This is a genomic window from Candidatus Acetothermia bacterium (assembly GCA_024653305.1).
In the GTDB taxonomy this organism is placed as follows: Bacteria; Bipolaricaulota; Bipolaricaulia; order Bipolaricaulales; family Bipolaricaulaceae; genus JACIWI01.
Genome location: JANLFW010000005.1, coordinates 54,396 through 68,768, shown reverse-complemented (window position 1 = coordinate 68,768; position 14,373 = coordinate 54,396). Strand labels below are relative to the sequence as shown.

15 protein-coding genes are annotated in these 14,373 nt (G+C 68.0%); 6 read left to right on the top strand and 9 right to left on the bottom strand.

The features are described 5' to 3' along the window. Window positions 1-397 precede the first annotated feature (397 nt). Complete coding sequence (locus NUV94_03160; GenBank protein MCR4391787.1) at window positions 398-886, top strand: Rrf2 family transcriptional regulator; 489 nt, start codon at window positions 398-400, stop codon at window positions 884-886. Here the strand turns inward: NUV94_03160 and NUV94_03155 are convergent. Genes NUV94_03155 through sufC form a run of 5 tightly spaced genes read right to left on the bottom strand, consistent with a single transcriptional unit; the run spans window position 883 to window position 5,708 of the window. Next, complete coding sequence (locus NUV94_03155) at window positions 883-2,070, bottom strand: DUF4384 domain-containing protein (protein ID MCR4391786.1); 1,188 nt, start codon at window positions 2,068-2,070, stop codon at window positions 883-885. The two genes, NUV94_03160 and NUV94_03155, sit on opposite strands and share 4 nt — an antisense overlap. Next, on the bottom strand, window positions 2,067-2,444 hold the full coding sequence (locus NUV94_03150; protein MCR4391785.1) for an iron-sulfur cluster assembly scaffold protein: 378 nt from the start codon (window positions 2,442-2,444) through the stop codon (window positions 2,067-2,069). The genes NUV94_03155 and NUV94_03150 overlap by 4 nt, the downstream gene beginning before the upstream one ends. Next, complete coding sequence (locus NUV94_03145) at window positions 2,441-3,658, bottom strand: SufS family cysteine desulfurase (protein MCR4391784.1); 1,218 nt, start codon at window positions 3,656-3,658, stop codon at window positions 2,441-2,443. Before NUV94_03145 ends, NUV94_03150 begins: the two co-directional genes overlap by 4 nt. Then, window positions 3,655-4,989 carry a Fe-S cluster assembly protein SufB gene (sufB, locus tag NUV94_03140; protein ID MCR4391783.1) on the bottom strand — a complete coding sequence of 445 codons (1,335 nt, stop codon included), beginning with the start codon at window positions 4,987-4,989 and terminating at the stop codon, window positions 3,655-3,657. The genes NUV94_03145 and sufB overlap by 4 nt, the downstream gene beginning before the upstream one ends. Further along, window positions 4,986-5,708: a Fe-S cluster assembly ATPase SufC gene (sufC, locus tag NUV94_03135; protein MCR4391782.1), complete on the bottom strand. Its 723-nt coding sequence runs from the start codon at window positions 5,706-5,708 to the stop codon at window positions 4,986-4,988. The genes sufB and sufC overlap by 4 nt, the downstream gene beginning before the upstream one ends. A gap of 110 nt (window positions 5,709-5,818) precedes the next feature. On the opposite strand from sufC, the gene gatB reads away from it, so the two are divergent. Beyond that, a complete protein-coding gene (gene gatB, locus NUV94_03130; protein MCR4391781.1) occupies window positions 5,819-7,222 on the top strand; it encodes an Asp-tRNA(Asn)/Glu-tRNA(Gln) amidotransferase subunit GatB in 1,404 nt (467 codons plus the stop codon). Here the strand turns inward: gatB and NUV94_03125 are convergent. The 4 genes from NUV94_03125 to NUV94_03110 are packed head-to-tail and all read right to left on the bottom strand — an operon-like array spanning window position 7,219 to window position 10,279. Further along, window positions 7,219-8,157: an ABC transporter substrate-binding protein gene (locus tag NUV94_03125; GenBank protein ID MCR4391780.1), complete on the bottom strand. Its 939-nt coding sequence runs from the start codon at window positions 8,155-8,157 to the stop codon at window positions 7,219-7,221. The genes gatB and NUV94_03125 overlap by 4 nt on opposite strands. A gap of 2 nt (window positions 8,158-8,159) precedes the next feature. After that, window positions 8,160-8,942 (bottom strand): ABC transporter permease, encoded by a 783-nt coding sequence (locus NUV94_03120; protein ID MCR4391779.1) that lies wholly within the window; start codon window positions 8,940-8,942, stop codon window positions 8,160-8,162. Further along, window positions 8,935-9,693, bottom strand: a complete 759-nt coding sequence (locus NUV94_03115; protein MCR4391778.1) for an ABC transporter ATP-binding protein — start codon at window positions 9,691-9,693, stop codon at window positions 8,935-8,937. The genes NUV94_03120 and NUV94_03115 overlap by 8 nt, the downstream gene beginning before the upstream one ends. Before the next feature lie 4 nt (window positions 9,694-9,697). Beyond that, window positions 9,698-10,279, bottom strand: coding sequence for a thymidine kinase (locus NUV94_03110; protein ID MCR4391777.1), 582 nt, complete (start codon window positions 10,277-10,279; stop codon window positions 9,698-9,700). A gap of 195 nt (window positions 10,280-10,474) precedes the next feature. On the opposite strand from NUV94_03110, the gene NUV94_03105 reads away from it, so the two are divergent. The 4 genes from NUV94_03105 (at window position 10,475) to NUV94_03090 (ending at window position 14,371) form a co-directional block, all read left to right on the top strand. Beyond that, window positions 10,475-11,233, top strand: coding sequence for a carbohydrate ABC transporter permease (locus tag NUV94_03105; protein MCR4391776.1), 759 nt, complete (start codon window positions 10,475-10,477; stop codon window positions 11,231-11,233). A 59-nt stretch (window positions 11,234-11,292) separates the two neighbouring features. After that, window positions 11,293-12,516 carry an ABC transporter substrate-binding protein gene (locus NUV94_03100; GenBank protein MCR4391775.1) on the top strand — a complete coding sequence of 408 codons (1,224 nt, stop codon included), beginning with the start codon at window positions 11,293-11,295 and terminating at the stop codon, window positions 12,514-12,516. Window positions 12,517-12,588: 72 nt separating this feature from the next. Continuing rightward, complete coding sequence (locus NUV94_03095) at window positions 12,589-13,539, top strand: sugar ABC transporter permease (protein ID MCR4391774.1); 951 nt, start codon at window positions 12,589-12,591, stop codon at window positions 13,537-13,539. 88 nt (window positions 13,540-13,627) lie between these two features. After that, the gene (locus tag NUV94_03090) at window positions 13,628-14,371 is read left to right on the top strand and encodes a thermonuclease family protein (GenBank protein MCR4391773.1); all 744 of its coding nucleotides are present in this window, start codon (window positions 13,628-13,630) and stop codon (window positions 14,369-14,371) included. Window positions 14,372-14,373: the final 2 nt, after the last annotated feature.

Here is a 14,373-nt window from a genome sequence, read left to right as displayed (position 1 = left end):
TCAAATCCATGGGGGCCGGTTGCCGACGCGAGAGCCGGGAACGGCTCCCGCCGAGGTGCATGGAGAAGGTGAAGGAAATCGGGAACGCCGCCCTAGCTCGTCCCCTCACACCCGGGTGTTGGTGATCTTTGTTCCGGCGGTGCGTGAGTTTTCCACTCCCTAGCACGAAGATTGGATCGCCTAGAATCCCGGAAACAGGGAAGCTAAAATCTAGGGTCAATGGTCCGTACAAGGAACGCGAAAACATTTAATTCTGTGATGGAAGCTAAACAAGGTTGACTTCTTTTTCACTAATGCTTAATCCTCCATACGCCGACCGTCAGACTTGACATAAGTGCGCACTCGCATAAAGTATTACCATAAGCGGTGAGTTTGACAACCGTATGGAGGGCTGATCATGATCATCAGCAATCGGCTGGGCTATGGAGTGCGGATTCTGTATGACCTCGCGACGACTCCGAACCGCTACCGCTCGGCGCGGGAGCTTGCGGAGGACTACCACGTGGCCGAGGCGTTCGTCCGCCGGATCCTCATGGACCTCCGGCGGGCGGGGGTGGTGGCCGCGCAGAAGGGCCGGACCGGAGGGTATGTGCTGGGCCACGATCCCCAGGCGATCAAGTTGGGGCAAGTGGTCAAGGCCCTGGAGTCGGAGACGCCGGCGCTGGTGTACGGGCGGGTGCGGGGCGGGGGGTACCTCATGGACCAGGGTTGCCCTACGTTCCCGTTTTGGAAGAACCTGGAGGTGCGGTTCGTCCAAGAGCTCACTCAGAGCACCCTTGCCGAGGTGATGGAGCTGGCGGGGGGTCAGAAGGCCAGAAAGCAGCCCAAGCCGCGGCGAACCCGACGATCACGTCCTTCAGAAACCGGGGAGCAGGTCCCGGCCTAAAAGGCGAGAACGAAGCCAAGCAGGGGGCCGCGGCGGGAGTGCCAGGCCAGGTACGCCCGCCATCCCTCCGCAGCCGGCCCAGCGCCCACGCCCCACGTGAACCGAACGGCCACCTCCGTCTCCGGCTCGATGTCCACCAGGGGAAGGGCCCCCGGCGGCGTCCACTCCGGGATCCACGCCATCTCCTGGAGGGAAAGGCCGGCCAGGAGGAGGAACCCGCCGCGGCCGAGCGAGAACCAGCCGGCGAGGTACGCCTCCACCTCCGGCCCCCAGGGGATGAGGCCTCCGGGGCCGGGGAGGGTCAGGTCCGGACGGGGAGGTGGCGCCCGCAGGGAAATCCCGAACCCGAGGCCATCACCCCACGCCTCCACCGCGAGCGAGTCCAGCCCCGCGGCGACCCCGAGGCCGGGGCGCATGACCGCGTCCGACGGGGGCCACAGCGGCGCCTCCGGCTTGGACGCGGCCTGGGCCAGGACCACCGTCAGCTCTACCTCCTCACCGTCGGCCACGGTGAGGTCCACGGTGCGGGCTCGGTAGCCCTCCTTCTCCACGCGGAGGATCACCCTTCCCGGGGCCACCGTGGCTGCCAGGGGGGACGTGCCCAGGTAATTCCCGCTCGCCCACACCGCCGCCCCGGGCGGGTCGGTGTCCACCCTCAGCGTGGCCTTGGGCCGGTGCACGCGAAACCGGGTCCACGCCGCCCCCCAACTCCCCACCACGAGCTCCCGGAGGTGCTGGGCGAACGCGGCCGGATCGGTGAACGCGAGGAACGGGACTTCCTCGAACGCTTTGGCCTCGTAGAACGGCAAGGGCTGGTCGGTGGCGATGAGCTCGAGGTACTCCATCCCCTCCGGCTCGGTCACCCGCAGCACCCATCCTGACGTGGGCAGCACGTGCTCCCCGCCTGGGAACCGGGGATCCTGGAGGAACCGGTTGGGCACGAGCAGCGTCGCCTTCCCGCCGGGCCGCACGTCGTAGAGGTACACGTAGGCATCCTGGGACAGGGTGAAGTGCACGCGCAGCCTCTCCCCAGGGGCGTACGTGTCCTTGTCCGTGCGCAGCGTCACCGCAATCCCTGGCTCCTCGGGAACCGGGATCAGTCCTTGGGGGAGCACCGGCTCCTCCCCGTGACCGATGGAGAGGACGCCGGTCAGCATCAGGAGAACCAGCCACCGGGCTCTCATCGGCCTGCCTCCTTCAGTGCCGGGGCAAGGGCCTTGCGCAGGGCGCGGAGGGGGAGAACGGCACAGGAGAGCCGGGTCTTGATCACCCCGCCCAGGGCCGCGAGGAGCTCGTCGTCCGTCATCCCCGCAACCGTGGCCACCGGCCGCCCCTGGATCATCTCCGTGAGGAGCGAAGAGGCGGCCTGGGAGATCGCGCACCCCTGGCCGTCGAACCGAACGTCCTCCACCTTGCCATCCCGGACGCGCAGCTCCAACCGCACCACGTCCCCGCATAGGGGGTTGGCCTCCACCCCGACCATGTCCGGGTTGACAAGGCGCCCCTTGTTCCGGGGATGCCGCCAGTGGTCCAGGATCACCTCTTCGTACGGGCTCACGCGAGCGCCTCCCAGGCCCGATCCACGGCGGCGAGGAACGCCGCCACCTCGTCCGGTGTGTTGTAGACGTAGAACGAGGCCCGGCACGTGGCCGGGACCCCCAGCCGCCGATGGAGGGGCTGAGCGCAATGGTGGCCGGCGCGGATGGCGATCCCCTCTTGGTCGAGGAGGGTGGCCACATCGTGGGGATGGACCCCGCCGACGCTGAACGCGACGAGCGCCCCCCGGGCCGCCGGGTCGAGCGGGCCATACACGGTCACGTAGGGCCGGTCCAGCAGCCCCGCCAAGGCCAGGGCGGTGAGCTCCCGGCCGTGGCGGCGCACCTCGTCCATGCTGATCCCCTGAAGGTAGTCCACTGCCGCCCCGAGGCCCACGGCTTGGGCGACGGGCGGGGTGCCGGCCTCGAACTTGGCCGGCGGATCGGCCCACGTCGCCCGGTCGATCCAGACCTCGCGGATCATCTCTCCGCCGGTCAGGAACGGGGGCAGCTCTGCGAGGAGCTTCGCCCTTCCCCACAGGGCTCCGATCCCAGTAGGACCGAGCATCTTGTGTCCGGAGAACGCGAGGAGGTCAGCCCCAAGCTCCCCTACCCTCAGGGGCATGTGGGGCACGGACTGGGCCGCGTCCACCACCACCACGGCCCCCACCGCGTGCGCTGCCGCCGCGATCTCCGGGATCGGGTTCACCGTGCCCAGTACGTTGGACACGTGGGCCACCGCCACTGCCTTCGTCCGCGGGGATAGCTTCTGCCGGAAGTCGTCCAAGTCGAGCTCTCCGCCGGGGGTGACGGCCACCGCACGGACCCGGGCGCCGCGGCGGCGGGCCATCTCCTGCCAGGGAATCAGGTTGGCATGGTGTTCCATCTCCGTGACCAGGACCTCGTCCTCCGGCCCGACCCGCGCCTCCCCCACCGCGTACGCGGCCAGGTTCAGGGCCTCGGTGGTGCCGCGGGTGAAGATCACCTCCTCGGGGATGGCCCCGATGAGCGCAGCCACCTTGGCCCGCGCCTCCTCGTAGAGATCGGTGGCCTCGGCGGAAAGCCGATACACCCCGCGGCGCACGTTGGCGTTCGCCTCCCGATAGAAGCGGGCTTCGGCCTCCACCACCGCCTCCGGCTTGTGGCTGGTGGCCGCGGAATCCAGGTAGATCAGGGGGCGGTCGCCCACCGTCCTGCGGAGGATGGGGAAGTCGGCGCGGACTGTTGCGTCCATCATCCGGTCCCCCCAGCCAAGCTCATCTCCAGGATCCGCCGCAGCTCCACCGTGTACTCGACGGGGATCTCCTTGAGGATCGGGGACACGAACCCGTTCACGATCAGGGTCATCGCCTCTGCCTCGGAAAGCCCCCGCGACATGAGGTAGAACAGGGCTTCCTGGGACACGCGGCCCACGGTGGCCTCGTGGCCCAGCTCCACGTCGTCGTTCTCCGCGTTCAGGGTAGGGATGGTCTCCGTGCGCGCATCCGGGGTAAGGAGGAGGGTCGAGCACTCCACGTGGGCCTTGGCCCCCCGGGCATCGGGGGCCACGTACACCGTACCCCGGAACACGGCCTTGGCGTTTCCCTGGACCACCGACCGGGACACGAGGCGGGAGGTCGTCCCCGGGGCCCGGTGCAGGGCCCGCGCCCCACCGTCCAGCCACTGCCCTTCCTGGGCGAACGCGAACGACAGGTTCTCCGTGCGCGCCCCCTCCCCAAGGAGCACCGTGGTGGGGTAGAGCATGGTCACTTTGCTCCCCAAGGACCCTGACACCCAGTCCACCGCCGCCCCAGCGAAGGCGAGGGCCCGCTTGTTGTTCAGGTTGTACACGTTCTTTGACCAGTTCTGGATGGTGGTGAACCGGACCCGGGAGCCCTCTTTCGCGAAGATCTCCACCATCCCCGAGTGGAGGGCCATCCGGGAGTAGCGGGGGGCGGAGCAGCCCTCCACGTAATGCACGGAGGAACCGGGCTCGGCCACGATCAGGGTGTGCTCGAACTGGCCCGCCGCTTCCGTCTGCATCCGGTAGTAGGCCTGGAGGGGAATGGCCACCTCCACCCCGCGCGGGACCCAGATGAACGTGCCCCCGCTCCACACCGCCCCGTGCAGGGCAGCGAACTTGTTGTCCTCCGGAGGGATCGCCTTCATAAAGTAGTCCTGCACCCATGGATGTTCCCGCACCGCCTTGTCCATGCTCGTGAACACGACCCCCTGGGCGCGCACCTCCTCCAGGATGGAGCGGTACACCACCTCCGAGTCCACCTGGGCCCCGAGGCCCGCGAGCGCCCGCTGCTCCGCCTCTGGCAGGCCCAACGCCTGGAACGTGCGCCGGATCTCCTCTGGCAGGTCCTCCCACCGCTCCACCGGCGCCACCGGGCGGGCGTAGTACTCAAGCTCCGCGAGGTTCAGCTCCGCGAGGCGTGGGCCGAACCGGGGCATGGGAAGCTTCCGAAAGGCCGCGAGGCACCGCAGGCGGTGTTCCCGCATCCACCGGGGCTCCCCCTTCTCCCCGGACAGGTGCTGCACGAACTCCCGGGTAAGGCCCTTGGCCACGGCCTTCTCGCTCACCTTCGCACCACCTCGAATCCTTCTTCCCCGATGCGTTCTGCGAGCTCCGCTCCCCCGCGGCGAACGATCCGCCCCTGGTCGAGCACGAACACCTCCGCTGGCGGCACGTGGTTGAGGACGCGCGGGTAGTGGGTGACGATCAGCACCGCTGTGCCGCCCGCGGCGAGCTCCCGGATCGCGTCGGCGATGAGGCGCAGGGCGTCCACGTCCACCCCGGAGTCCGGCTCGTCGAGGAGGGCCACCTTGGGCCGCAGGAGATACACCTGCAAGAGCTCGGCCCGCTTCTTCTCCCCGCCGGAAAAGCCCACGTTCAGCTCCCGATTGTCGAACCCGTCCATGCGCAGGCGGGCCAATGCTTGCGGGTACGCCTTCTGGAACTCGCAGAACCCGATGCACCGCTCCCCGCACGCCAGGCGCAGGAACTCCCGGAGCTTGACCCCATCCACCTCCGGCGGGTACTGGAACGCGAGGAGGAGCCCCTTCCGCGCCCGCTCGTGGGGAGGCAAGGCGAGGAGATCCTCCCCGTCGAGGAGGGCCCGCCCGCGGGTCACCCGGTAGGAGGGATGGCCGGCCAGCGCCATGGCCAGGGTGGACTTCCCCGACCCGTTGGGCCCCATCAGGGCGTGGACCTTGCCCGCCGAAAGCTCGAGGTCCACGCCGTGCAGGATGGGCTGGTCGGCCACGGACACGTGCAGATCTTCCACCGTCAGCACAGCCATACGGAGGAGGCTACCCCTGGGACCCCGTTTCCGCAAGAGGCGCAACCCTTCCCATCGCCGGTCGGGCCCGTTGGCCGGCCCCGGCCGGTCCGGTATACTCCCCACCGCCCGTGGAAACGGTCATCGGCCTTGAGATCCATGTCCAGCTCACCACCCGCACGAAGCTCTTCTGCGCGTGCCGGGCCGACTACTTCGCGGCCCCGCCCAACACCCTGACCTGTCCGGTGTGCCTGGGGCTGCCCGGGGCGCTTCCGGTGCTGAACCGCCGCGCGGTGGAGCTCGCGTTGCGGATTGCCCTCGCCCTGGACGCCGAGGTCCAGCCCCAGTCCCTGTTCGAGCGCAAGAACTACTTCTATCCCGACCTCCCCAAGGGCTACCAGATCACCCACCACGCGCACCCCCTGGCGTTGGGCGGGCGGTTCACGTTTGCCGTGGATGGGGAGCTCCACACCGTGCGGCTGCGCCAGGTGCACCTGGAGGAGGACGCGGGCAAGCTCATCCACATCCCGGACGGGGCACTGGTGGACCTCAACCGGTGCGGGGTGCCCCTGGTGGAGATCGTGACCGAACCCGACTTCCGGTCCCCGAAGGAGGCGCGGGCGTTCCTCATGGAGCTGCGGACCCTCCTCCGCCACCTCGGGGCGTCCACCGCGGACATGGAGAAGGGGGCCCTCCGCTGCGACACCAACCTGTCCCTGACCGAGAACGGGCGGACGGGCACCCGCAGCGAGATCAAGAACCTGAACTCTTTCCGGGCCGTGGAGCGGGCCCTCGCCGCCGCCGCGGCCCTCCACCGGGACCTCCTCGCCCGCGGGGAGGAGATCCACCAGGTGACGTTCGGCTGGGATGACCAGGAAGAAAAGCTGGTCCTCCAACGGACGAAGGAGGAGGCCCACGACTACCGGTACTTCCCCGACCCCGACCTCGTCCCCCTCGCGATCGGCCCGGAGTGGCTGGAGGCGGTGCGGGCGGGGATGCCCGAGCTCCCCCGGGCCCGGGCCGAACGATGGGCGCGGGCGTACGGGCTCCCCGCGCGGGATGCGGAGGTCCTCCTCGTCGAGCCGGCCCTCGCCGACTACTACGACGAGGTGGCCAAGTCCGTGCCCGACCCGCATGACGCGGCAGGGTGGGTCCTCTCGGAGCTCCGCCAGTTCTGGACCGGAGAGGAACCGCCGGTCCCTGCCCGTGACCTCGCCCTGCTCATCGGCCGGGTCCAGACGGGGGAGATCTCCCGGGCCAGCGCCAAGGCGGTCCTGGAGGAGGCGGCGACCTCCGGGAAACCGATTGCTGAGGTGCTCTCCGGCCGCGATCTTTCCCAGATGAAGGGCGAGCAGGACCTGCGCCGGCTGGCGGAGGAGGTCCTCGCCGCCCATCCCCAGGCCGTGGCCGACTTCCGCGCCGGGAAGGCTCAAGCCCTGGGGTTCCTGGTCGGGCAGGCGATGCGCAAGGCGGGCGGGCGGGCCGACGCCAAGAAGCTCACCGAGATCCTGCGCGCCCTCCTCGCCCCGGGCTAGGGCAGGAGTTCTCCGGTGTACAGCTCCTCGAGGGGGAATGCCCGCAGGATCAGACCGTTCGCGATCAGGTAATCCTGCATTGCCGCCCATCGTGGGGGGTCGCTGTGGCTGGCGCCGGTGGCATAGAGGGGAAGGGTGGTGGCGAACGAGCGGCGGGTGAGTTCCCCCTCGAGGTCGGGGAACGCGGCCACAAACGCGGCGAACGCCTCGTCCGGGTGTTCGCGGGCAAACGAGATCCCTTCTGCCAAAGCGGCGAGGAACGCCCGCACCGCCCCCGGCCGCTCCTGGAGGAGGGCGGGGTGGGCCACCACCACGAGCTCGTACGTGTCGGGAACCCCGTACTCCTCCTGAGGGAAGAACACGGGGGCGCGGCCGAGAAGCTCCACCGCGAGGAGCTCGTAGTTGCGGAACGCGCCGATGGCGTCCACACGGTGGGAAAGGAGGGCGAGCAGTGTGTTCATGCCCACATACACGAGCTCGTACTCACCAGGGCTTACCCCGACGGCGCCGAGCATCGTCCGCCACAGCACCGGCTCCAGGGGCTCGAGCGCGTACCCGATCCGACGGCCGCGCAGGTCGGAGAGCGCCTCCACGCCGTATTCCCTCAGGCTGAGGAGCCCTCCCAGGGCCCCGTCGATCAGGGCCCCGACGGCGACGAGCGGGAGCCCGGCCCCCTTGGCGATGAGGAAGTTGATCTGCGGGGTGAGGGCGAGGTCCACCGCCCGCGCCGCGGCGAGCTTGGCCGGATCGCTTGGATCGGCGGGGGGCACCAGGTCCACCTCCACCCCGGCCGCGGCGAACAACCCCAGCGCTTGGGCCGTGTACAGGGGGACATGGTTCGGGTTCGGGTAGAAGTCGAGCATCACCCGCACCGGGGCTCCGCCCGCGGCGACGGCGAACCACGCCACGGCCAACGTGCCCACAACCCCCCGCATCGTCATCGCCGAGGCCGAGTGTACGCCGCGCCGGCCCGGGCCCGCCACCTGAGGAGCCACCGCTCGGCCAGGGCCACCCCCGAGAACAGGCCCACTCCCAGCGACGTCAGGGCGAGGATCGCCGCGAACACCCGGTCCACCCGCAGGAGGGCGTTGGCCTGGATCATGAGATACCCCAGGCCGCGCCGGCCTCCGATCCACTCCCCGATGATCGCCCCGGCAAGGGCGAGCGTGGCCCCGACCTTGAGCCCGGACAGGAGGAACGGAAGGCTCGCCGGCAGCCGCACGAGGAGGAACACCTGGCGCTCCCGTGCTCCGAGGGACCGCAGGAGGTCCACCAGGTCCCCGCCCACCGCGCGGAGCCCGTCCATCACGTTGACGGCAATGGGAAAGAACGCGATCAGCGCGGCCACGATGACCTTGGGCCAGATCCCGTACCCAAACCACAGGACGAGCAAGGGGGCGATGGCGAACACCGGGACCACCTGGGACGCCACGATGAACGGGTACAAGGCCCGCCCCACCGGCGGCAGGTAGAAGCCGGCCAGGGCCACCCCCACTCCGGCCACCACCCCGAGAGCCAGCCCGAGCCCGACCTCGGCCATGGTCGCCGCCGCGTGGGAGAGGAGGAGCGGGAGGTCGGCGAAGAACGTGATGAGGATCCGGGTCGGCGGGGGCAGGATGTACGGGGGAACACCGGCCACCCGTACCCCGACCTCCCACAGGACGAGCACGAGGGCCAGGAGCACCGCGCTTCCAGCAAGTTCCGAAATCCGCTTACCCATCGCTCTCCAAGTGCGTCAAAACCTGGGCCTTGACCCCGGCCAACTCTCCTGAGGTGCGGTCGCGGGGGCGGGGAAGGTCCACGGGGAGCACCGCCACCACCCGCGCCGGCCGCGGCGAAAGCACGTAGATCCGGTCGGAGAGGAGGACCGCCTCCTCCACGTCGTGGGTCACGAACAGCACCGTCTTCCCCAGTGTCTCCCACACCTCGGCCAGCCATTCCTGCAGCGCGGCCCGGGTCAGGGCGTCCAGGGCCCCCAACGGCTCGTCGAGGAGGAGCACGTCGCGGTGGCTCATGAAGGTGCGGATCAGGGCGAGCCGTTGGCGCATCCCACCGGAGAGCTCGTGCGGGTAGGCCTCCTCGAACCCGGCCAGGCCGAACCGGTGGAACAGGTCCCGGGCCTCGGCGCGCGCCGCGGCCCGGGACCTCCCGTCCACCTCCGCGGCCAGGATCGCGTTCCCCAGGGCATCGCGCCACGGAAGCAACGTGTCGGCCTGCGGCATGTACGTCACCTTGCCCAATGGATCCACCGGCTGGCCGGCGAGGAGCACCTCCCCCTCGGCCGGCCGCAGGAGCCCGGCCGCCACCTTGAGGAGCGTGGTCTTCCCGCACCCGGACGGGCCGATGAGGGTGGCCCAGCCGCCCGGGGGCACGGCAAGGGAAACCCCGGCGAGGACCGGAAGCAGCCCCGCGAGGAGGGGATAGGCGAACGCTATGCCCCGGAGCTCCAGCGCCGGGACGTCCCGTTCCACTGCGCTAGCGGCGCGGAGGTACGAAGTGGTCCCGACACCGCGGCTCATAGGACTCCAGGCCTCCGATGAGGATCTCCGGGCCATCGGCGGCCGGGAGGCCTTCGACCAGCCGTTGGGAGCGGGTGGCCGGGGCGCCGCAGGCCGCGCACACCGCGGTGAGCTTCACCACCTCGTCCGCCAGGGCCAGGAGCTCCGGCATGGGCCCGAACGGCTCGCCGCGGAAGTTCAGGTCCAACCCCGCCACGATCACCCGCTTTCCCCGTGCCACCAGGAACTCGCACAGCGCGGGGAACTCGGGACCGAAGAAATGGGCCTCGTCGAACGCAAACACGTCCGTGATCCCAAAGTCCTGATCGGTGACCAGTTCCTGAAACCGCCTGGGGCAAACGGCTGTCGGGAGCCGGTGACAGGGAAGCGACCGGCCGTAGTGGGTGCCCACCTCCTCCGCCGCGTAGCGGGTGTCCAACTCCGGCTTGAGGACGAGCACCCGCTTCCGGGCGATCCGGGCCCGTTCCACCCGCCGGAGGAGCTCTTCCGTCTTCCCCGAGAACATACACCCCGTGATCACTTCCAACCTGCCTGGCATGGGGGAATGGTAGCGGTCGCGGCCCCACCCGACCAACGCCCTTGCAGGGGGAGGGGGCTCCGGGTAACGTAGAGATGGGCGCCCATGGTCAGGAAGCTCGGCGATCGCAACGCGGGAGGCCTTTCCGTGTATCGGGCGCGCCGGGCGGGATGGCAGCTTTCTTCGTATGCCCTGCTTACGGCTGGGGCAGCGATCATGATCCTGCCGTTTCTCTGGATGGTCTCCACCTCGTTCAAGGACCTCGTGGAGGCCCTCCGCATCCCCCCGGTGTGGATCCCAACCCAGTGGCGGTGGGAGAACTACCTTGAGGCGTGGAATGCAGCTCCCTTTGGCCGCTATTTCTTCAACTCCTTTTTCATCGCGATTACCACCACCGTGGGCGAGGTCATCACCACCATCCTCGCGGCCTACGCGTTTGCGAAGATGAACTTCCTCGGGAAGAACGTGGTGTTCACGATCCTCCTGGGTACGATGATGATCCCCGGCCAAATGCTGCTGGTGCCCAACTACGTCACGATCAGCCGCCTGGGCTGGTACGACACGTACTGGGCCCTCATCATCCCCTGGATCGTGTCCGTGTTCGGGATCTTCCTGTTGCGCCAGTTCTTCCGCACCATACCCGACGAGCTGTGGGATTCGGCGCGCATCGATGGCTGTTCCCGGCTCCGCTATCTCTGGCGGATCGTGGTGCCGCTCTCCCGGCCGGGGATCGCCACCGTGGCCCTGTTCAAGTTCGTGGGCTCGTGGAACGCGTTCTTGTGGGTGCTCATCATGACGAACAAGGTGGAGCTGCGAACCGTGCCCGTGGGGCTGCGGTACTTCCAGCAGGATGTGGGGACAGACTACCATCTGCTCATGGCCGCTTCGACGATGGCCATCGTGCCCATTCTGATCCTGTTCTTCCTGACCCAGCGCCAGTTCGTTCAAGGCATTGCCCGCACTGGGCTGAAGTGAGGGGAGGTGAGATTGGAACGCAAGCTTGGCTTATTCAATCCTCAGGAAGGAGGGATGCAATGCGGAAGGGTTACGCGTTGATCGTGTTGATGATGGTAGCGGGGCTTGTGGCGTGGGGTGGAGAGGTCAAGATCACGTTCTGGCACGCGATGGGGAAGGCGCACGCCCCTGCGCTCGAGGCGCTCACCCAGAAGTTCATGGCGGAGAACCCGGGGATCGTGGTCGAGCTCATCTACCAGGGCGGCTACGGGGCGCTGGAGCAGAAGCTTTATTCGGCGGTGGCTGCCGGCCAGCCCCCTACGGTGGCTCAGCAGTACGAGAACTGGACCACCCAGTTCCTCGACGCCCTTGTCCCACTCGAGGATTACCTGAGCGAGGCGCTCCTGGCCGACCTCGTCCCCGCCCTGCGGGAGGGGAACACGTTCCCCCAGACCGGGAAGCTCATGACCGTGCCGTTCAACAAGTCCATCGTCGTCCTGTACTACCGGCCGGACCTTGTGCCCACCCCGCCCACCACGTGGGAGGAGTTCCGGGAGCTCGTCATCGCCAACGCGGTGGATGAGAACCGGGACGGGGTTTTCGACCGGTACGGCACGGCGTTCCGCCCCCCGAACCCTGAGATCTTCCTGGGCTTCCTCGCTCAGACCGAGGGGTCGATCCTCTCTCCGGACTGGCAGGAGGTGACGATCAACGACGCCAAGGGTCTAGAGGCCGCGGAGTTCGTCGCCGAGCTCGCCAAGTACGCCCTCGTCCAGGGGGGGTACACCTCGGATGCCATCGCCAAGGGGATTTCCATCGCCATGTTCCTCGACACCTCGGCCGGTTATCCCTATAACCTCAGCGCGGCCAACACCGCTGGGGTCCCCCTGGCCGTGGCCCCCGTCCCTTGCCATAAAACTTGCGCCTCGATGATCCAGGGGACCAACCTCGGGGTGTTCGCCCTCAACCAGACCCCGGAGCAGATCGCAGCGGCGGCGAAGTACATCGAGTTCCTTCTCCGCCCGGAGAACACGGCGTTCTGGGCTCAGAGCACGGGGTACTTGCCAGTAACCCAGAGCGGCATCGCCTCTCCGGAGTGGCAGGCGTTCTGCCGGGACCATCCCGAGCGGGCGGTGATGACCTCCCAGTTCGCCCATGGGTTCTCCCAGCTCCTCCATCCCGCCTACGCTGGGATCCGCACCACGTTGATCAGCTACTACGAGCTCCTCCTCACCGGCCAGCTTTCGCCCAAGGCAGCCATGGACCAGCTCGCGGCCGAGATCGAAGCCCTGATCGCGGAGTGATGGGAAGGATGTGGGGGGAGGGCATACCCCTCCCCCCATGGGATCGAGCCCAAGGGGGTTGCCACGGCCAGGGTGAGGGTTCCGGAAGACTGGTGGCGCAAGGCCTTTTGGCGGGAAACGGCGGAGGCCTATCTCTACCTCCTTCCCGCCCTCGTGGTACTCGGGGTTTTCACGTTTTACCCGTTCTTCAATGCGTTCTACCTTTCCCTCCACGACGTGTACACGGTGAAGCGGGTCGGGGACACCGTCATCCCGTTCTACAAGGTGTACGCAGGGCTTGCGAACTACCGGATCCTGTTCGGCGACCGGTACTTCCTCAAGGCCATCTACCAGACGAGCCTTTACGTGGGGCTATCCGTGCCCATCACCCTGGTTCTGGCCCTGGCCTTGGCGAGCTTCCTCAACCAGGGGCTTCGGTTGCGGGCGTTCTACCGGTTGAGCTATTTCCTGCCCTATGTGACGCCGGTTGCGGCCATTGGTTTGGTTTGGAACTGGATCTTTGATTGGCGGAAGGGCCTCCTCAACTACTTCCTGGGGTATGTCGGGCTCACCCCCATCAACTGGTTGAACAACCCGCGCTACACCCTGTGGGCGCTCGTGATCATGAACGTGTGGCGGTTCGTAGGGTACCAGGCCGTGATCCTTCTTGCGGGGATGCAGGGGATCGACCGGATGTACTACGACGCCGCCAAGGTGGATGGAGCCTCGGGGTGGCGCGTGTGGCGTCACGTTACCCTTCCCCTCCTCACCCCCCAGATCTTCTTCGTGTTCATCATGGCCCTTATCGGATCGTTCAAGATCTACGAAGAGGTTGTGTTCCTGTTCAGCGGGACCTCTGGCCCCTTGCGGTCGGCGGAAACCATCGTGTACTACATCGTGACCCGCATGTTCCAGAGCGGCCCGCGGGGGGCATCCGGGTTTGGGCCGGCCTCCGCGGCGTCGGTGGTGCTGTTCGGCATCATCTTCGTGCTCACGCTGTTCCAGCTCTTGGTGACCCAACGGCGGGTGCACTACGAGCGGTGAGGGGTGAGCGGTGATGCGTGACCGGTTCTCTCATTGTTTTCCACTCCTCACTCGTCACCCTTCACTTACTATCCTGGCCTGGGCGGCAGTGGCCCTGGGACTGGCGGTCGGGGTGGGGGCCCAGCCTCCGCCCGGCGCGCCGGTGGTCCGGGTGAGCTACGTGGTGGACGGAGACACGGTTGTGCTGTCGGCACCTCGTGTCTACGTGCGGTACCTGGGGATCGATACCCCTGAGGAAGGGCAGCCCTTCTACTATCCGGCCAAACAGGTCAACCGCGATCTCGTGTGGCGGCGGGACGTGTACCTCGAGTTCGGACCCGAGCGCTACGACGCCTACGGGCGGCTGCTGGCGTACTTGTGGGTGGAAAAAGACGGGCAGTGGGTCCTGGTCAACGAGGAACTCCTGCGCCGGGGACTGGCCCGGCTTCTCGTGTTCTGGCCCAAGGAAGATCGACACTACGAGCGGCTCCGGCGCGCCCAGACCCTGGCCCAGGTGGAGAAGCGCGGGCTGTGGAGCGCATTCCCTGACCCGATGGACCTATCCGAGGTTGAGGGGAGGATCGTTGAGTGCATCTTGCAGGCGGTGACGGTGGGGTTCACCGTGGGGCGGGTCGAGGAGAGCGAGGATGGCTGGACCGTATGGGCCGCGGATAGCCGGTATGGGTTTCACGCCGTGGTGGCCCAGGAGGCCTCCTTATCCATCCCGTCTCCGCCCAAGCTCATCGGCCACAGGATAGCCGTCACCGGGCAACTGGAGTGGCCAGATTTCCAGGCCGGACCGCGGATCTGGGTCGGGTACCCCGAACAGCTACGGCTCCTGGGCGCTGGTTAGCC